Source organism: Bartonella queenslandensis, assembly GCF_018155095.1.
Lineage (GTDB): Bacteria > Pseudomonadota > Alphaproteobacteria > Rhizobiales > Rhizobiaceae > Bartonella > Bartonella queenslandensis_B.
The window spans coordinates 148,360-168,725 of record NZ_NAAI01000001.1; the positions used below are offsets into that span (position 1 = coordinate 148,360).

At 37.2% G+C, this 20,366-nt stretch carries 14 protein-coding genes and 2 pseudogenes; 15 read left to right on the forward strand and 1 reads right to left on the reverse strand.

The window, feature by feature from the left end:
• The first annotated feature begins 72 nt into the window (after positions 1-72).
• The 10 genes from B5V81_RS00560 (at position 73) to B5V81_RS00605 (ending at position 11,597) form a co-directional block, all read left to right on the forward strand.
• The gene (locus tag B5V81_RS00560) at positions 73-1,119 is read left to right on the forward strand and encodes a PstS family phosphate ABC transporter substrate-binding protein (protein WP_212111176.1); all 1,047 of its coding nucleotides are present in this window, start codon (positions 73-75) and stop codon (positions 1,117-1,119) included.
• A 77-nt stretch (positions 1,120-1,196) separates the two neighbouring features.
• Positions 1,197-2,657, forward strand: a complete 1,461-nt coding sequence (gene pstC / locus B5V81_RS00565; protein ID WP_212111178.1) for a phosphate ABC transporter permease subunit PstC — start codon at positions 1,197-1,199, stop codon at positions 2,655-2,657.
• The gene (gene pstA, locus B5V81_RS00570; RefSeq protein WP_212111180.1) at positions 2,654-3,943 is read left to right on the forward strand and encodes a phosphate ABC transporter permease PstA; all 1,290 of its coding nucleotides are present in this window, start codon (positions 2,654-2,656) and stop codon (positions 3,941-3,943) included. Before pstC ends, pstA begins: the two co-directional genes overlap by 4 nt.
• Positions 3,944-3,994: 51 nt before the next feature.
• A complete protein-coding gene (pstB, locus tag B5V81_RS00575; protein WP_212111182.1) occupies positions 3,995-4,753 on the forward strand; it encodes a phosphate ABC transporter ATP-binding protein PstB in 759 nt (252 codons plus the stop codon).
• A 21-nt stretch (positions 4,754-4,774) separates the two neighbouring features.
• On the forward strand, positions 4,775-5,497 hold the full coding sequence (gene phoU / locus B5V81_RS00580) for a phosphate signaling complex protein PhoU (protein ID WP_212111183.1): 723 nt from the start codon (positions 4,775-4,777) through the stop codon (positions 5,495-5,497).
• 594 nt (positions 5,498-6,091) lie between these two features.
• The gene (locus B5V81_RS00585; RefSeq protein ID WP_212111184.1) at positions 6,092-6,928 is read left to right on the forward strand and encodes a cell wall hydrolase; all 837 of its coding nucleotides are present in this window, start codon (positions 6,092-6,094) and stop codon (positions 6,926-6,928) included.
• A 177-nt stretch (positions 6,929-7,105) separates the two neighbouring features.
• Positions 7,106-8,353, forward strand: coding sequence for an aminopeptidase (locus tag B5V81_RS00590; RefSeq protein WP_212111185.1), 1,248 nt, complete (start codon positions 7,106-7,108; stop codon positions 8,351-8,353).
• Between the two features lie 276 nt (positions 8,354-8,629).
• On the forward strand, positions 8,630-9,505 hold the full coding sequence (gene mutM, locus B5V81_RS00595; protein ID WP_212111190.1) for a bifunctional DNA-formamidopyrimidine glycosylase/DNA-(apurinic or apyrimidinic site) lyase: 876 nt from the start codon (positions 8,630-8,632) through the stop codon (positions 9,503-9,505).
• A gap of 84 nt (positions 9,506-9,589) precedes the next feature.
• On the forward strand, positions 9,590-10,984 hold the full coding sequence (locus tag B5V81_RS00600) for a M20/M25/M40 family metallo-hydrolase (protein WP_212111192.1): 1,395 nt from the start codon (positions 9,590-9,592) through the stop codon (positions 10,982-10,984).
• A complete protein-coding gene (locus B5V81_RS00605) occupies positions 10,977-11,597 on the forward strand; it encodes a ribonuclease D (protein ID WP_212111193.1) in 621 nt (206 codons plus the stop codon). Before B5V81_RS00600 ends, B5V81_RS00605 begins: the two co-directional genes overlap by 8 nt.
• A 240-nt stretch (positions 11,598-11,837) precedes the next feature.
• Here the strand turns inward: B5V81_RS00605 and B5V81_RS09145 are convergent.
• Positions 11,838-12,242: pseudogene (locus B5V81_RS09145) on the reverse strand (integrase); the annotation flags it as partial.
• Between the two features lie 741 nt (positions 12,243-12,983).
• Between B5V81_RS09145 and B5V81_RS00610 the strand changes: the two are divergent.
• The 5 genes and pseudogenes from B5V81_RS00610 (at position 12,984) to B5V81_RS00630 (ending at position 20,324) form a co-directional block, all read left to right on the forward strand.
• Positions 12,984-13,301, forward strand: a complete 318-nt coding sequence (locus tag B5V81_RS00610) for a hypothetical protein (RefSeq protein WP_212111195.1) — start codon at positions 12,984-12,986, stop codon at positions 13,299-13,301.
• Between the two features lie 1,430 nt (positions 13,302-14,731).
• The gene (locus B5V81_RS00615) at positions 14,732-15,565 is read left to right on the forward strand and encodes an outer membrane protein (RefSeq protein WP_212111199.1); all 834 of its coding nucleotides are present in this window, start codon (positions 14,732-14,734) and stop codon (positions 15,563-15,565) included.
• 325 nt (positions 15,566-15,890) lie between these two features.
• On the forward strand, positions 15,891-16,724 hold the full coding sequence (locus tag B5V81_RS00620) for an outer membrane protein (protein ID WP_212111201.1): 834 nt from the start codon (positions 15,891-15,893) through the stop codon (positions 16,722-16,724).
• Between the two features lie 890 nt (positions 16,725-17,614).
• Positions 17,615-17,900, forward strand: a pseudogene (locus tag B5V81_RS00625) (Arm DNA-binding domain-containing protein); the annotation flags it as partial.
• Between the two features lie 744 nt (positions 17,901-18,644).
• Positions 18,645-20,324 (forward strand): outer membrane beta-barrel protein, encoded by a 1,680-nt coding sequence (locus B5V81_RS00630; protein ID WP_212111203.1) that lies wholly within the window; start codon positions 18,645-18,647, stop codon positions 20,322-20,324.
• Positions 20,325-20,366 lie beyond the last annotated feature (42 nt).

Below are 20,366 nucleotides of genomic sequence, written 5' to 3' on the forward strand. Positions count from 1 at the left end.
ACAAATGTGAATTAGAATGATCGTATAATATAAATTAAAAGGCTTTATCTTCAATTTTTAGGGAGTTTATAGATGGGCAGAGTATTATCAATTGGCATAGGATTGGTTTTTGCATTGCTACTGTCAGCAAATGTAGGCAATGCGCGTGATCAAATACAGGTTACTGGCTCATCTACAGTTTTACCTTATCAAAAGATTGTCGCTGAGACATTTGGAGAAATTTATCCCCATTTTAAGGTTCCTGTTATCGAATCAGGTGGAACAGGGGCGGGGATTAAGGAATTTTGCCGTGGTGTTGGGGAGAACACCGTTGATATTGTTAATGCTTCACGAGCAATGAAATCGAGTGAATTGCAATCTTGTTTTGATGCTGGTGTGAAAGATGTTGAGGAGATACGCATTGGGTATGATGGCATTGTTTTTGCAACAGATATTAAGGGACCTGATTGGAAATTACAGCCGGTAGATGTTTATAAAGCCCTTGCGGCTCGAATTATCATAGATGGCAAGTTGCAGCCCAATAATGTTTCGAAATGGAGTGCTGTTAATAGTGCTCTTCCTGATTGGACGATAGCCGCCTATATTCCTGGAGAAAAGCATGGAACGCGTGAAGTTTTTGAAGAAAAATTACTTGCTGTAGGCTGTAAAGAGAGTGGAGCAGTTGAGGCGATGAAGTCTTTAGGGATGGATGATAAAGAGATACACGGTGCTTGTATTGCGGTCCGTAAGGATGGAAAAGCGGTTGATATTGATGGTGATTATTCTGAAACATTTGCGCGTCTAACTTCGAATAAAACAGGGGTTGGCATTTTTGGTTTGTCTTTTTATCAAAATAATGCCGATAGGCTAAAGGTTGCCGATATTAATGGTTTTGCACCAACAGTTGAGACAATTTCTAGTGGACAATATCCAGTTTCTCGTCCGCTTTTTTTCTATATTAAAAAAGCACATTTAGATATTGTTCCAGGCTTGCGAGAATATGTTGATTTTTTCCTTTCTGATCAAATGATTGGTCCAGATGGACCTTTGGCTGAATATGGTTTGATTGTTGCTCCTGAAAAAGAGCGCCAAGCACAACGTACTGATTTTTCTGCTGGTCGGGTAATGATGTTGAAATAATTTTCTGGGAATAATTTATTGGATTGCCGGAGTAGGCGTTTTCTGTGCTATTTTTTTTATAAAAACTGAAAGATAAAATGCGCATTTCTTTCATCATTTTTTTGTTATTGCTTCTTGGATTTTGTGGCTTTTGTATTTCTTACATGCGAGCACGCACTCTTGAATACAGACAACAAAAAATGCATTCTCGTGCGTATTATTATGGCTGGTGGACATTTTTGATTACGGTTATTCCAGCTTTTATTTTTTTAATTTTATGGGATGCTGGGAGTACAATTTATTTAGAATATAATGCTTCTCGAGAGCTTGGTGCGTATAGTGCGCATGTAACAGAACCTGTCAATCATGATCTACTTTGGGAAACTCTTCGAAGCCTCGTCAAAATGCTTCACCGCTTTGAAGGGGATCTTTCTACCGCTTCCTATAAGGAAGTGCAGGCACAATTACTTGCGAAAGGATTGATTTTATCTCATGAAGTATCGGATGATGTGTTCAAAATAGCCCAGTCATGGGTGTTTTCTTCTAAAAAGCTTCAGTTTATTGGTTATGGTTTCCTTTTTGCTATTGCTTCCTTTGGTTTTATCTGTGGAATAATACAAATTGCGCCTCATCAACGTGCGCGCAATAAGGTTGAATCTTTAATTATTATTGGATTGGCTTGTGCTTCTATCGTTGCCATCTTGACGACAATAGCTATAGCACTTTCTCTGTTCTTTCAGACAATAAGCTTTTTTCAGTCTGTATCCTTTTCAAATTTCTTTTTAGGAACGGTTTGGGATCCGCGTTTTTCCGCGAGTGGTTCAAGTGATGAAGTGGGACAATTTGGTTTAATACCGCTCCTTGCTGGGACGCTTTATATTGCATTTGTCGCTATGCTTTTTTCTGTACCCATAGGATTATTTTCAGCTCTTTATATGGCCGAATATGCTTCTGCGCGATTGCGTGCAATTGTGAAGCCATTGTTGGAAGTTCTTGCTGGCATCCCAACCATTGTTTACGGTTTTTTTGCTTTGAAGGTTGTAGGGCCATTTTTACGTGATCTCTCAGCATCTCTCTCAGATGGGGGTGGGTTTATTATGGCTCAAAGTGTTTTAACAGCTGGTATTGTGATGGGGATTATGTTGATTCCTTTTGTTTCCTCTTTATCGGATGATGTTATTATGGCTGTTCCACGCATTTTGCGTGAAGGTTCTTATGGTTTAGGAGCAACGCAATCTGAAACAATTAAAAAAGTCGTTATACCAGCAGCACTTCCAGGGATTATGGGGGCTATTTTGTTGACAGCATCGCGTGCAATTGGGGAAACAATGATTGTCGTTTTGGCGGCAGGTGTTGCAGCAAACTTAACACTCAATCCTTTTGAATCAATGACCACGATGACTGTTAAGATTGTTAATCAATTGACTGGTGATTTTGAGTTTAATTCTCCGCAAACTCTGGTGGCTTTTGCCTTGGGGATGACACTCTTTGTGATGACACTTTTGATGAATATTCTCGCTCTTTATATTGTGCGTAAATATCGGGAACAATATGAATGAATGAAGATTTTTTTCCTCGTCGCAATATTAGCCTTAAGCGTCGCTATTGGGCTGAACGTCGTTTTCGTGCCTATGGTTTGATTGCTATTTTTATTGGTTTGTTTTTTTTATTTGCGCTTTTATGGTCTATTATTAGTCAAGGCTATACAGCTTTTTTTCAAAGTGAAATGATGTTATCGATTTATTTGGATGAAAAGATCATTGATCCAAGTGGTCAACGTCAAACAAAACCACAAGTTCTCATAACGGCAAATTATCCGCTTCTTGTACGCAATGCTTTAGCAAAAAAACTTGATGTCAATCAAAATGATCGAGCCTCTCTGCGGGATATTAACCGTATGTTTTCAAATGGTGTACGTGTGCAACTCCGTGAAATAGTGACAAAGAATCCAAAACTGATTGGCACAATGCAGAAAATCAAAGTTTTAACCGCTGCGGATATCGATTCTGCTTATAAGGGGCAGATTGATTTCCATGTAGCAGAAAAAAATCGAAAAGTTTCTAATCGGCAAATAGAGTGGATAAAACGTTTAGCCCGTGATGGAACACTTTATAAAACATTTAATATTGGTTTTTTTACATTTGGTGCTTCAAGTCGTCCTGAGACTGCGGGATTAGGTGTTGCTATAATCGGTTCCCTTTATATGATAGGTATCGTTTTATTGGTTTCGCTCCCGATAGGCATAGCAACGGCTCTTTATTTGGAAGAATATGCACGTAAAAATAAATTTACAGATTTTATTGAAGTTAATATCAATAACCTTGCAGCTGTTCCTTCGATTGTATTTGGTCTTTTAGGACTTGCGGTTTTTGTTAATTTTTTAGGGCTACCACGTTCAGCCTCTTTTGTTGGTGGTCTTGTTTTAGCACTCATGACTCTTCCAACGATCATTATTGCGACCCGTTCTGCTTTACGGGCTGTTCCTCTTTCTATTCGCTCGGCAGCTTTAGGATTGGGGGCATCAAAAACACAAATGGTTTTTCACCATGTTGTCCCTTTAGCTGCTCCTGGTATTTTAACAGGCACGATTATTGGTGTAGCTCAGGCTTTAGGTGAAACAGCCCCTTTGCTTTTGATTGGCATGGTTGCTTTTGTTGTTAATATTCCTATGACTCCCATGGATCCGGCAACAGCTTTGCCTGTTCAAATTTTTATGTGGGCGGGTGAAGCAGAGCGCGCTTTTGTTGAAAAGACCTCGGGGGCTATCATTGTATTAATGGTTTTTCTTGCGATCATGAATATTTCTGCAGTTTTTTTACGTCGACGATTTGAACGCCGCCAGTAATTTTAATAAAATAACAATTTTGATAAGATTTTTGTAAGGTAAGTTTTTGTCATGAAGATTAAAATGCGTGGTCAGGATGTGAAGGTTTCTTATGGAGATAAAGAAGCACTTCATGGTATTACCCTTGATATTCCTGAACATCAAGTCACTGCTTTGATTGGTCCATCAGGATGTGGGAAATCGACTTTTTTGCGTTGTTTTAATCGTATGAATGATACGATTGAAGGGGCTAAAATAACGGGTCTTATTACTTTAGATGGGGAGGATATATATGACACACGGATTGATGTTGTAGAATTGCGTGCTCGTGTTGGGATGGTTTTTCAAAAGCCTAGTCCTTTTCCAAAATCTATATTTGAAAATGTTGCCTATGGGCCGCGAATTCACGGTTTAGTAAAGACGCGCGCTGAATTACATGATGTGGTTGAAAAGAGTTTGAGGCAAGCCGGCTTATTTGAAGAAGTAAAAGACCGTCTTCATGATCTTGGAACAAGTTTATCAGGAGGACAACAACAGCGTTTGTGTATTGCGCGTGCCATTGCGGTTAGTCCCGAAGTTATTTTGATGGATGAGCCCTGTTCAGCTCTTGATCCCATTGCGACGGCTCGGATTGAAGAGCTTATTGATGCGTTACGGCAAAATTATACAATTGTTATCGTAACACATTCCATGCAACAGGCGGCACGTGTTTCTCAATATACGGCCATGTTTCATTTAGGGCATTTGGTTGAAGTTGGCGCAACTGAAATGATCTTCACTTCACCAAAAGAACAACGGACGCAAGATTATATCACAGGGCGTTTTGGATAGGTGAATTGAGGAGTGTAAGATATGTCTATGAACCATACTGTTCGTTCTTATGACGCAGAACTAAAATATCTAAAAGCAAGAATTACAGAAATGGGGAGCCATGCAGAACGAATGATTGAACGTTCTGTTGCATCGGTTGTATGTAGTGATCTTCAACTTGCAACAGAAGTGATTGCCGATGATGTGTTTTTAGATGAGGCAGAACGTGATATTGATGAAAAAGCGGTTGCTATTATTTGCAAGCGCCAACCGATGGCTGTAGATTTGCGTGAAATTATTGGAGCCATTCGTATTTCTTCTGATCTTGAGCGGATTGGAGATATGGCGAAAAACATTGCTAAGAGGACTGTTGCTCTTTCAGAAATACGTCAATCCGCTTCCTTTTATCATGGGCTTGAGACAATTACAGCTTTAGCGCTTAATCAATTAAAAGAAGTTTTAAATGCTTATACGAGTCGCCTATTAGAGCGTGTTGATGCTGTGCGTGAGCGTGATGAGAAGATTGATGCTTTATATACTTCTCTTTTTCGTGAACTTCTGACGTATATGATGGAAGATATGCGCAATATTACAGTTTGTACACACTTACTATTTTGTTTAAAAAATATTGAACGAATTGGTGATCATGTGACCAATATTGCTGAAATGTTGCATTATATCATAACGGGTTACCATATGTCATCTGATCGTCCTCGCGATGACCTTACTTATAAAGTTGGGATAGGTGAGAAGAAAATAGATTAAATTTTCTTAGATGTTTAAATAAATTTGTAGATACGTTGAGCCGTTTCTTAAAGTACAGCTATAAGAAAAATATGATAACCGTATTATGGAAAAGTACAAAGAAGCAACAAATGGGAGGAGCAGGGAAGATTCTCAACACTTAATTTGACATATTTGTGTGTTGGATGATATCATCACTCGTAATATGGCCGGAAGGGGCGTTTTCTAGAGGAATTTTCTTTCTGATCATTTTGCTAAAGTTTTATATTAAAGGGGATATCTGTATTATTTTTTCAATATTGATGCAAAGAGTTTTGGTATTCAAATCTTTTTTGCCAAATCTTTTTCGTATGTAGAATGAGTGGATAGTGTTATTTTATTGCGATTGAAATATGTAGGTTGTTATAGGCCTATATTGTATCATGAAGAGTGACAATATTGATCTATAAATTAAGGTTTTTTTATTTTTTATTTCGCATAGATAGTTTTTGATTACCATTTGTATTAAAATTTTACTGAGTGGTAACAATTAGCTGTGTACTTTATTGAGAGATACATTTAAAGCTCATTTCAAAATTTGAATAGCTCGAAAATTATAGGAATGTGTTGCATAAGATGAAAAAAAATCATTGGAGTGTTTTTGTTACCTTTTGCGTAGCGCCGTTGTTTGTTGTGGGGTGTGCTGCAAATCATTTAGATGCTGGAAACGTAAATAATAAGAATACAAAAACAATTACGTATCCATTGACAGAGCGTCAATGTCTTATGCGTGCGATGTATTTTGAATCAAATCGCTCAAGCCGTGAAGGAATGATTGCTGTTGGGACAGTTGTTATGAATCGTGTTAATTCAAGCGCTTATCCCAAGACGATTTGTGGTGTTGTTGGTCAATATAAGCAATTTGCTCCTGGTGTTTTAACGCGTCCTATGACAGAGAAAGCATCTGTTGCTCGTGTAAGAGAGGCTGCTGATGCCGTTTTGCGGGGTGAGCGAGATAAGAAAGTTAAATACGCTAAGTTTTTTCATACGGCTGGTTTGTCTTTTCCTTATAAAAATATGCACTATGTTCAAGTTGCGGGAGGAAATGCTTTTTATGAAAAACGATCACGTGATGGATCACTTCAAGTTCCTACGAATAATCGCCCTTATGATGTTGCTTATGCTTTTGCTCAAGAACGCTCTGGTCATGCACCAAGCTTTATCGATGATAACTTAGAAATTAAGGGAGTAAAGGCAGAGAAAAGCGTATCTCCTTCGATAGAAGTGGCACAATCCAAGACAGTGCAACCTACGTCTTTTGCTGTGGTACAGCTTGATAAAATTCCTATTCCCACCTATGCACCTCAACATCTAGTGAGGAAAGAGGAAAATAAAACGATTATGGCATTGCCTTCATCAGATCAGTTAAATGCAATTGTTGCAATGTTAGAAAAACGACACAGAAATTGGTAGGTTTTTACACGACCAAAGAAGATTTTATGCTCCATTGCGGTTTATGCATTAAGTAAATCCTTTAGCAAAATGGCATCTACAAGTATGTGTAGAGAAAGCCAAATTAAAGGATCTTGAAAAACAATTTAGAATATGGCGGCATAAGGAATGCATTTTATTTAAAGAAGGGTATGGGTAATGTACTTTGATATTCATGAGAAAATTTCACCTGAAATGCTTAATCGTCTTGCAGAGATTACAGTAAAAGTAGGGTTAAATTTACAAGAGGGGCAGGATCTTGTTTTGACTGCTCCAGTTTCAGCCCTCCCTCTTGTTCGGCGTATTGCTTATCATGCTTATAAGGCTGGTGTTGGTGTCATTACACCAATTTTTAGTGATGATATGTTATCGCTGACACGATTTGAAAATGCCCATATGGCTAGTTTTGATTGTGCGCCTTCTTGGCTCTATGAGGGGATGGCGAAGGCTTTTGAAAATGGGGCCGCGCGTTTAGCGATTGTTGGTGATAATCCTTTGCTCCTTTCCAATCAGGATTTTGATAAGGTTGCACGATTAAATAAAGCAACTTCCCTAGCTTACCAACCTGCTCTCAAAAAAATATCAAATTTTGCTATGAATTGGTCGATTGTTGCTTATCCAACAGCAGGGTGGGCTGAGACGATGTTTCCTTCTTTACCGCTTAATGAGGCGATTAAAAAATTAGCTGATGCAATTTTTTCTGCTTCACGCGTTACAGGAGAAGATCCAGTGCAGGCGTGGACTATTCATAATGCAAATTTGAAGAAACGGTCATCTTGGTTGAATGAGCAGCGTTTTTCTGCCTTGCATTTCACAGGACCAGGGACTGATTTAACAGTTGGTTTGGCGGATGATCACGAATGGCATGGTGGTGCCTCCGTTGCTCAAAATGGTGTTGTTTGCAATCCTAATATTCCGACAGAAGAAGTTTTCACGACTCCTCATGCTCATAAGGTTGAAGGTTTCGTTCGCTCAACAAAGCCACTTTCCTATCAAGGGACACTGATTGATAATATTGAAGTACGTTTTGATGCAGGGCGTATTGTTGAGGCGCGTGCATCAACGGGCCAAGAAGTTTTACAACAGATTTTGCAAAGTGATGAGGGTGCAAGCCGATTGGGCGAAGTTGCCCTTGTTCCTCATTCTTCACCAATTTCTAAGAGTGATCTTCTTTTTTATAATACCTTGTTTGATGAAAATGCAGCCTGCCATATTGCTTTAGGGCAGTGTTATTCCAAATGCTTTTTAGATGGAGCCTCATTGACATCAGAAGAGATTGCAGTCCGTGGTGGTAATAAAAGCGTTATTCATATTGATTGGATGATTGGCTCTGGTGAAATTGACATAGATGGAATTACGCAGGCAGGTGTAAGAGTTCCTGTATTTCGTAAGGGTGAATGGGATTAATCTTGTTATGCCATAAAACGTCATTTAAGGTAGGTAAGTCTTCTTGACAGGGTAAGTTTTTTTAGAGTACGAGGATGAATGTTCAAGACAGGTCTTGATCGTGGAGCTTTTCATTAAGTGAGTCGCATGAGTATGAAGTCAAGTGGAGACCGCTTGACAAGAATTGCAGTTTTTTACAGACTAGATAGGGTTAAAATTTTTCGTTCTTTGAGAGCGGGGAAGAGATCAGTTTATCACTGATACGACTGGAAATTGCACAATTATTAAAGAGGAGTGATGCCTGAGCTTCCTGAAGTAGAGACGGTTCGTCGTGGACTCGAGTCTGTTGTCACTGATGCAAAGATAGTATCTATCAAACTTAATCGTAAAGATTTGCGTTTTCCTTTTCCTGAGGCTTTTTCTGAACGGCTTATTGGCAGAAAAATTCTAGGACTTGGTCGGCGTGCGAAATATTTATTATTTCATCTTTCTCAGGATGAAACGATTTTAAGCCATTTAGGAATGTCTGGATCATGGCGTATAGAGAATAATCTTTTAAGAAAAGCTTTTTCAACGACCAGTAAATTGGTTAAGCATGATCATTTTATCATGGATATTCAGACAAAGAATGGTGAAGTTTACCATCTTATTTATAATGATGTGCGCCGCTTTGGGTTTATGCTTTTAGTTGATACGGATAAGCTTTATAAACACCCGCTTTTAAATAAACTAGGGCCTGAACCTATGAGTCATGGGTTTTCTGGTTGTTATTTACAAAAGGCTTTTGCTAATAAAAAAACATCTCTCAAGGGCGTTTTACTTGATCAGACTATCGTTGCGGGTCTTGGGAATATTTATGTTTGCGAAGCACTTTGGCGGAGTCGCTTATCTCCACAGCGTGGTGCATTTACATTGGCATCAAAAACGGTTTATGCATGTGAACTTGCAGATTTTTTAGTACAGAATATACGCGATGTAATTTCTGAAGCTATTTTATCTGGAGGCTCTTCTTTACGTGATTATATGCATATAGATGGCTCACTTGGTTATTTTCAACATGCTTTTTCAGTTTATGGACGAGAAGGCAAAGAATGTTTGGAATGCGGAACGCCTATTATCCGTATTTTACAGTCTGGGCGTTCAAGTTTTTACTGCTCACAGTGTCAAAAATGAATAAGGTGTCTTGCAAAATCCTACAAGAGGGTTAAAGTCAAATTCTTACAATATATGAATATACGAGGCTTGAGAGGTTTTTTTATGCTGAATAAAGTACTAACACATATTGATGGAAATATAGAAAAGAGCCTTGAACGCCTTTTTTCTCTTTTACGTTTTCAATCGATTTCTACAGACTCAGCTTATAAGGATGCATGTCGTAGCGCAGCTGATTGGTTAGTAGAGGATTTAAAAAGCATTGGTTTTGAAGTTTCACGCCGTGATACACCGGGTCATCCAATGGTTGTTGGGCATCATCCAGGACCTTCAGATGATTGTTTGCACGTGTTGTTTTACGGACATTATGATGTTCAACCTGTTGATCCGTTGAGTTTATGGGAGGATGATCCATTTACACCTTCTTTAAAAGAGAGAAATGGAGAGAAAGTTATTTGTGCTCGTGGAGCTTCAGATGACAAAGGGCAGCTCATGACCTTTGTTGAGGCATGTCGTGCATTTAAGAAAGAAACGGGGCAGCTACCCATTAAAGTGACTGTTTTATTTGAGGGAGAAGAAGAAAGTGCTTCTCCTTCCCTTATTCCTTTTTTGAAAGAAAATAAGGAGGAGCTTAAGGCTGATTGCGCATTGGTTTGTGATACGTCGATGTGGGACGCGAATACACCGTCTATTGCTCTTTCTCTTCGAGGAATTATGGCAGAAGAGATTATTATCACAGCAGCTAATCGTGATTTGCATTCTGGTTATTTTGGAGGAGTAGCAGCTAATCCCATTCGTATTTTAGCTAAAGTTTTGGCAGGCCTTCATGATGAAAATAATAGGGTAACACTTCCAGGTTTTTATGATGGGGTTGAAGAAACATCTCCACAGATTTTGCAGTTATGGAATGAGCTTAATTGTACGGCTGAAAATTTTCTTGGTCCTATAGGTCTTTCTATTCCTTCTGGTGAAAAAGGGCGGAGCATTTTAGAATGCACATGGGCACGTCCTACCATGGAAATGAATGGTATTAGTGGCGGTTATGAAGGGGAAGGGATAAAAACGGTTATTGCTTCTCAAGCGAGTGCAAAGGTGTCATGTCGTCTCGTTCATAAACAAGATCCAGAGAAAATACGCCAAGCGTTGCGTGATTATGTCCGTAGTTCAATTCCTGCTGACTGTACAGTTGAATTTAAGAATCACGGTTCTTCTCCAGCTCTTCAGCTTTCCCATGATTCATCTTTTATCAAGGTGGCAAAGGATGCTTTATCGCAAGAGTGGGGAGTTCCTACTGTATTGACAGCTATGGGTGGTTCGATTCCGGTTGTAGCAGACTTTCAGTCAATTCTTGGTATGGAAACTGTTTTGGTTGGTTATGCACTCGCTGATGATTGTATTCATTCACCTAATGAAAAGTATAATTTAAAATCGTTTCATAAGGGGCAACGGTCTTGGGCGCGTATTCTTGTCGCTTTAGCAAATAGGAGGCTGAATGGCTGAGGTTCGCGTTCATCAAGGTGATTTACCAAATTTGGACAATTATAAAACTGATGCCATTGCGATTGATACCGAGACTTTAGGGCTCCAACCGCATCGTGATCGTTTATGTGTTGTTCAGATTTCTTCTGGAGATGGGACTGCTGATATTGTACAGATTGCTAAAGGACAAAAGAGTGCCCCTAATTTGGTCAAGCTTCTTAAAGATAACGCAATTACCAAAATATTTCATTTTGGGCGTTTTGATCTTGCTATTTTAGCGCATACATTTGATGTTATGCCAGAGGCTGTTTTTTGTACAAAGATCGCTTCAAAGCTTACGCGTACTTATACAGATCGTCATGGCTTGAAAGAAATTTGTAATGAATTGCTGAATGTGAATATTTCTAAACAGCAGCAATCTTCGGATTGGGCGGCAGAAACGTTATCACAAGCACAAATTGAATATGCTGCGTCGGATGTATTATATTTGCATCGTTTAAAGGTTATATTTGAAGAACGTCTAAGACGCGAAGAGCGAGAAAGTGTTGCCAAGGCATGCTTCCAATTTTTGCCTATGAGAGCTAGGCTAGATCTCTTAGGATGGTCGGAAGTTGATATTTTTGCGCATAGCTAACTTTAAAAATTGACTTTTAATGGAGTGAATTATTAATGTAAGAGGACAAAATGCCTATAATGTAGGCATTTTGTCTTTTGTCCTCTCATCTTTTCAGAAGGATTATACATCAGTATTCTTTTATTTGAATTTTAAACAATATAAAGTCTATTTACGAATTCATATTTTTTATGTTTATATCAGCCTTTATTTAAAAAAACGACTTTGAGGAGAGGCTAGAAACATACGGTGAGAGACTTAAATCTCTGAAATTGGTATACAGGCTAATGGAGGGAAAATATAAAGGCAGCGATATAAAAAACAATTTCTACCCCTATCATTATTTTGAATTCTTCTTTACTACTTTCAAAAGTACCTAAGCATATCTGTTAAATAATGCAGATTACGCATTGCTTGACGCTTTTGTGTTTCATATTCTTTAGTTGAGTTACTCCCCTCATGCAAAACAGAACGCCATTGATTTACTCATTCACGGGCTTTTTTTAAAGAAACGTTTCTTAAGGCACCCAAGCTCATTTCGCGACGGTGCCCTTGAATGGTATAACCATAAAGCTATTGAGCACCTCCACCTTTACGCTTATGGAGAGGAGAACCGGCACTATCATTATATTTTCCAGCCCTCAATTTTGTGACGGCCCTTGGCACAGGAGATACTTCATAAGAGGTATTTTAGTCTTTATATTGGACCGTTTCACTCCATATAGGCTTTCCCACTTGTAATGTACAAACAAAAGGTTTTGATTGATTCAACATGAGGGAGATTTGGAATGAAAGGATTTTATGGTATTCGGAGTTCTAATTTAATATGGATAAAGCTATATTATCATTATAAATCAAAATGTTGTATGCTTAATATATAAAGATTAACCACGATTACACTGAACAATACAAAGAGTGATATCTAGAAAAAAGTCAGCAGGAACACGCTTTTGACTAAGTCAAAATGTCATAATAAATTTAGCATTTAAATGAGTTTATTAAAAAAACGGCTTTTTCTCGAGTTTTATCTATATATCAACCTCATTTATCACATGTAAGCGAATAATTTTGCTTAATGTATCATGAGCAAGTTTGAAATGAGATAATCTTATGATACGGAGAACACGCATTCGATAGGAAAAATTATATAAATCAATATATTAATATGAAATTTGTGTAGTTTATTGTTCCTAGGCGATACGTTGAACCTTTATTCATTTCTAAACAAGTGATTTCTACGTTGGTAGAGCAGGATAATTTGTATTTATTTTAAAATTAAAATGCTCCAAGGCTTTGTTTTTTTTGAGGATTCTCACTTTTTATCTATAAACACGCTCTTTTTTCTGGAAATTTGCAATGAAGACACTAGATAAAATCCATTATGGATATTTATACGAGGTTAAATTTATGAACATAAAATATTTTATTACAGCTTTTGCTACTTTTGCTTCAATCTCTGTAGCTCAGGGTTCTTCTTTTTTATCTTCTCAAAAGTTAATAGAGGGAATATCTTCTGTTATTCCTCCTAGAGATCTTTTTTCTAGTAAACAGTTGAGCAAGATCTTATCTGAAATTGTCCAAATGGAACTTTCTTGCACGCATAACAGCCAATGCATGGCAGCAGCTGATTTAGTACCTGTATCACATTCTGGCAAAAAGCCTAAAAAAGGACCAGGGAAGAGAAGACGGCCAGATTTATTTAGAAGAGGTCCAATGAGTTTTTAAAAAGTAAGAAAATGATATCAAAGAGTGTATGTTTGGGTGTTTAAGAAAGGAAATATTTTTTATCATTTGAAAACAGGAGGGAGCTATTTTTGGGGAAGGGTATTATGATTCTGTGCGAGGTTATGAATGGTATTGTTCGGAAAAGATAGGGGGAGGGAGGTTTTGGTGAAAGAATACACTGTATAATGGTGGTTGCTCGTTACAAATTTCATGGAATTATATGAATATGTAGATTTTGGATTACTCTATTATATCGATTATATCGCATATTTCGTGAATTCTCTCATTTGACGTGTGGTTATATAAGCCGTAGAGATCTCCCTTATTTTAAGTGTTTTTAGAATATGGTTGCGGATCAAAAGTAAGGCTTGGTCTAAAAAACCTCCAGTTAAGTAAATCACATGAGCGGGAAATAAAGACAAACCCGCTCAACAAAAATCTGGGCTGTTTGCATACAGGATCTGAGTAGGATTTTTTATCAAAATCGAGAAAGAGGTCTGTAATTAAGTTAAAGAATCTTATTTTAAGTTACCCTTTTGATTTTTTAGCATTTTTCGATTATAAATATTTTTTGTTTGTCTATGATTTAAGATATCGAATATCTTTTCTGCCAAATTCATGATTTAAAAAGCAAGGTTTTGTTTGAAAACTTTAGGAAAGATTTCTTATGGTAGGTGTTTATCATGAGTTGTTTTTTCAATTTATTTTATAAAAGACTATGAAATAGGGCGCCTACAAAAAATGCTGAAGCTTTAAAAATTCTATAAGGTTGAGTAAAAATGGTCAATCTTTCAAAAACAATAAATTCCTAAAGCAAAAACAAAGAACAGGTAAGTTAAATGTGATCTTGTTGCAATCTATGAAGTATCCAAAACTTTTTTATGTGCGATACACATTCTGTACAGTAAAAAATAATCAAAGAGCTATACACATTTGGTATTACAAATGATGAAGCTAAAAACATTATTTGTATAAATTTATTTTTATGAATTTAAATAGAACGATTGCATTTGGCTTGTTCTCAATATTGTAAGAGTTCTGGTTGTTCTTGATATTGAGAAGTTTCATAAGAGGCATTTTATTTTTCTTAAATGATTTAATGATGAGAGCATCTTCAATATTACAGACGAAAAGATAATTTTTGCATTATAATCAATATACCATCTTTCCATAGCCAATAGCATATATTTTACACGGGGAAATATCGCAGTTTTTTGCAAAATTCATAAAGAAGAGAAAATATGATGAGAAGAACACATTTATGCATGAGCATCATTTAATTCTCATTGATTACAGATCAAGCAATTAAAGGTGCTTTGATTGGGATTTTGTTTTTTTTATGAGTGTATCATTTTTGCTACAGATATCTGGAGTTGCGGCTCTATATGATATGATGTGTTCAAATAAATATTCAGCTATGGAGAGAAAATATGAATATGAAATGGTTAATAACAGCTTCTGCTTTCGCTTTTGTTTCAGTTTCAGCGGCGAAAGCAGCAGATGTTGTTGTTCCCCCGAGTCCAACACCCGTTGCTCCTGTTATTGTTGCTCCAACTTTTTCTTGGACAGGTTTCTACTTTGGTGGGCAGATTGGTGGCTTTTCGGGTAAAACGAAGATGGATATTCTCGCTAAAGGACAAAAGATTCCGGTAAGTGATGATTATTTGCCAAAATTATCTGGTTTCATGGGTGGTCTTTACGCAGGTTCTAATATTGATCTGGGTAACGGCCTTATTTTAGGTGTCGATACAGATATCATGTGGTCTAATAAAGATGACACAAAAACAGGAAAAACATATGTCATTGCCCCAGAACACATTAATTATATTAACAAGCTATTAAAAGACGCTTCAATTAATGTTAGTCAAGATGCCCTTAAACCTAGTTTTAAACGAACACATAGTTTCACTTTTAAAGAAAAGTGGGCTGGTGCAACACGTGTGCGTATTGGTTTTGCTGCTGAACGTATTATGCCTTATGTTGCTGGTGGTATCGCCTATACGCAGCTTCAAGATATTGCATCGATTTCAATAACAGATAAAGATTCAGACAAAGTCATCGCTTCTGGTACCCTGTCTGATGAAACAAAAACCCTTGTTGGCTACACCCTCGGTGTGGGTGCTGATTTAGCAATGACCAATAATATTATTGTCCGTGCGGAATATCGTTACTCCGATTTTGGTAAAAAGAAATTTTCAAATGATAAATATGAAACTTCTTACAAAACCAATGATTTCCGTGTTGGTGTTGCTTACAAATTTTAACAGATGGTAAGTTAAATAACAAAGGCTCTGTCAAAGACAGAGCCTTTGTTATTCTCTGTTGCTATATTATCACACATCTCATATTTATAGTAGACGTAAAAAATCTTATTAAGATTTAATTAAAAAAAATCATATACAATAATCATATTTAAAATCAATAAGTTATTTACATTCAAAGTTTGTGGTTTCTCGTATAAAACGAAGCTATGAAGTCATTTTATCTTCGGCAAACTCTCCATTTCCTGTGACTGTGTTATTTTTACTACAGCTTTTCTCCGTTTAATCTTGTAGCACTGTGCTCATAAATAAATTAGGAGCAAAGTTTATGAATATAAAATCTTTAGTAACAACTTCTGTTATTGTTATGGCAGCTGCTTCTGCGGCACAAGCTGCTGATGTTATCATCCCTCATGAAACAGCCCCAGCAGCTATCGCAGCCCCTACCTTTTCTTGGACAGGTTTTTATCTTGGTGCTCAGATTGGTGGTCGTGCAATGAAATCTGACAAAGATACCGGTTATTTTTCAAGAAACAATCTTAAGCTTTCCGGTATGCTCGGTGGCCTATACACAGGTTACAATGTTGATCTTGGCAATGGTGTGATCTTCGGCTTGGATACAGATGTCACTTTTGTTGGTAAAAAAGACACAATTAATTACGCTACAAAGCTTGTTGGATCAAACACTAATAAAACTGTTGCAGAAATTAATAAGTTACTTGATGACGCTAAGATCGCGAGGAAAGATGGTCTAACAGTTGCAGGCTTGGATGAATACACCGAAAGTATTACGATGAAAGAAAAGTGGTCTGGTGCTACGCGCGTTCGCATTGGTTTTGCTACTGATCGTATTATGCCTTATATCGCTGGTGGTGTTGCTTATACACAGATGCAAGGCATTTCCGCAATTGAAGTGAAAAAAGATGCTAATGCTGGTAATGATGCTAATAAGGTTATTGCTTCTGGTAACGTATATGATGAAACAAAGACCCTTGTTGGCTATACCCTTGGTGCTGGTGTTGACTTCGCAATGACAGACAATGTTTTGTTGCGTGCAGAATACCGTTACTCAGACTACGGTAAAAAGAAATACTTTAAAGACACAGCTGAACTTCAATACAGAACTAATGATTTCCGTGTAGGTGTTGCATACAAGTTCTAATTTCGTAAATAACGAAATTAGAAGCAAAAAAGGTATAAAATAAAAGGCCTCGTTTAACGGGGCCTTTTATTTTATTAGCTCCCTATTTTATCTCTTTTAATCCCTTCTATTTTTATTATACCATTGCATGGTGTAAAATTTTAAAGAAGGAAGTTTTATATTATAAAGGGTGAATTGGTTCCATATATAAAAAGATTTTATAACTATTTAGTACGTAAAATCTTATATCGCTGCTGCTATTTTTCACGCTTAAGTGAAAAGCATTTAATTCATCTCAAAAATAGAAAAAGATCATAACCAGTGACGCGTTTTAGTCTACTTTTATATGCTAGGTTAAAGTGGGCGTACTACAATATATCTGTTGGAGTAATCTCTCAAACGAGAATACAATCCCATTGGGAAAGCATATGAAGTCATAAAGAGAAAAACCAGTTTGCAATTTTACCATCTTCTTTTAATTGAGCTTTATGATTTTTAAAACCATTGAGAGTAATGTTTTTTTAATAGAATAATGCCATTTAAATAATGAAGATAACGTATTATTTCATACTTTTATTTATTGCGTTTTCTAATGGGGATTGCACTCCTTATGCAAAATAAAATACCCCAAACAAAGTATACTTATTTTTACATACTCAAAAGCTTGTTTTAAAGAAATATTTCTCAGAGCATATCACATCCGTTTCATATCAGAAACCGTGAATGGTATAAAGCTACAATATATTGATTTATAATGATAATTTAGCGTTATTCATATTGAGTTAGAACTCTGAATAACGTAAGATTCTCTCATTTCAAATCTGTTTATCTTGAGTCAATCAAAATCTCTTGCTTGCACGTCACAAGTGGGGCTGGCGTGTGGGTAAAAACTGTATAAGAAAGGACTAAAAATGGCTCTTATGAACTGTATTAATGCAAGAGTTGTTGCAACATTGGGAGTTGACAAATATAACGATGGCGCCGTTTTGCTACTTCATAAGTGTAAAGATGGAGGTGCTCAATGGCTTTATCGTTATACTATTCATGGACGCCGTCGCGAAATAGGCTTGGGTACCTTGAGAGATGTCTCTTTAAAACAAGCCCGTGAATATGCAATGCAATGGCATTCTATTTTACATGAAGGTCGTGACTCCATTTAAAGAACGCAATAAACAAAAGCGTACGGCAATAAGCAATAAAGTCTCCAATATAATAAAAATCTATTGCGTACCACTAACCTTTACGCTTCATAAAAAGAGCAAGGTGGCACCATCATACATTTTGCTAGCCACCAATGTTGCAGGCGGACCTTAGCTGTTAAGAGCGTTTATAAGAAATATTTTTAATCTTGTCTTTAATATTTTTACCTATACGTTCATTCTAGTTTTGACATACAAGAGACATCTTTTTGATTGATTCAACATGGAATAGGTTTTAAATGAGAAAATTCTACGATATTAGTTTTTCTCATTCAATATGCCAGCAATAAGTTATCTTTATAAATCAAAGTGATGCGACAGGACGGGAATATTTTTGCAAAGAATTTAAAAATTTTTTGTGAATGTTTTATTTGATGAAACTTTGATGGTGCTTGGTTTTTAAAAAGTAAAGTTTCATGGGTTTTGTTGGCGTTGATTTTTCAATGATAGGCAATGTTCTGTTGCATGAAGAATAGCATTATTTAGATTTCTGTAAAAAGAAATTTGTAAAGGATGTTGTTATTGATAGCCATGCGAAAATTTAGTGAAAATAAATCCAACTTTAAGACAGATAATTTTAGTGTGATTTAATTTACAAATCCTCATTGAATGCAAAATTAAATAGTTAAGAAGCCTTATTTTCACAATATTCTTATTTTTTTGTGAGTGTGTCATTTTTGCTACAGATCTTTCAAAAAAGATGCTCTATATACATTTCATTTTGGATATTTGGAGAGATTTTATGAATACGAAACGTTTAATAACAGCGTCTATTTTTTCTTTAATTTCAGCGTCTACAGCGCTTGCTGCTGATGTTATGATTCCTCATCAGCCAGCATCATCGACTTCTTCTTCTGCTGCTATTGTTGCACCTACTTTTTCATGGACAGGTCTTTATTTAGGTGTCCACGCTGGTGGTTTTTCGAGCAAAGCGGATATGGCTCTTGTCGGTCAAGAAAAGAGTTTGCCACTGGATAAAGAGTTTTCTCCTAAACTTTCAGGTTTTGCAGGTGGTTTTTATGCAGGGTCTAATATTGATCTCGGAGACAACTTTATTTTTGGTGTCGATACGGATTTAACGCTATCTGGGAAAAAGCACACAAAGAGCATTACTATAGGTGCACCTGATAACGCTACAGTAGAAAATGTAGTTTTAAGATCCCGCAGATCAACAAAAGTAACGCAGCCTACAGTTTCAGCAGTGGGAACACCAACAACCACACAGATCGTTTCTTCAGAACATTCTGCATCAGAAAAATCTGTTAAAGTGAAATCAGCTTCATCAGCGGTATCAGCAAAAGTTGGCGAGGTTATTTCTACAGCAAAAGAAACACTGGTGGGAACAAAAGAATCAGGGGCGTTAACATCTGCGGCACCCGCAGAAAGAGTTATTACTTCTCAGTCAGCATCCTCCAGCGTAGGGGAAAGTTCGGGGAAATTAGTACGGACTCCATTACCAAGATCAGGTGCAGAAAGCTTGGTAAGTGAATTAAAGTCAGTTGCACTTAAACCAACATCCTCTACCACAGGAGTAAGCTCGCCAAAGCAGACAACGCTCTTATTGGCAAGATCAGACGCAGGAGAGCAATCATCATCAGCTGTTTCAAATGTACCAAATACGCCTGCAAAATTATCGTCTACACAAACGGTTAAAGAAACATCAGGGCCTTCTACCTTATCAACAAGGTTAGAAACAAGTCAATCTATACCTGTAAAACCTACATTGGGACAGTCATCATTAGCCGAAAAAACAGTACCGAGTTCACCACTTGTACTTGGGAGATCAGGGTCATCTTCTGGATCAGAGGCAAAGGCTTCAAATGGAACGAGTGGAGCACACGGGGGGCACCATGGTCATGGGTATGCTCATCCGTATAGTATATCTCATGCACATGGTACTAATCCACATAGCTCTGGTGCTCATGCACATGGTAATTCACATGGCTCTCCACAAAGTCCACAAGCAGCGGATAAGAATGATTCCAGTGTATATGGTATAGAACAAATGAAGAGGATGGCTTCTGAACTTGGTTTTGATCAAGAGGATGAAGTTGAAACTTTAAGCCATACTTTCAAACAAAATTGGGGTGGGGCTACACGGGTACGTATCGGTTTTGCTGCTGATCGCTTTATGCCTTATCTTGCTGGTGGTATTGCTTATGGGCAGTTCCAGGACACTGTGTCCGTATCTGTTAAGGATGAGGATGGGAGCGTCGTTTCTTCTAAGAATCTAACCGATGAAACTAAAACCATGATTGGTTACACACTTGGTGGTGGCGTTGATTTCGCTGTGTTGGATAATGTGATTGTGCGCGCAGAATATCGTTATTCCGATTTTGGTAAAAAGAAATTTGCAAAGGAAAAACTTGAAGTTAACTACAAAACCAATGATTTCCGTGTTGGTGTCGCTTATAAATTCTAAATTATTTTAAGAGTAATTCTCTAAGAGGCTCCACTGGTCGTG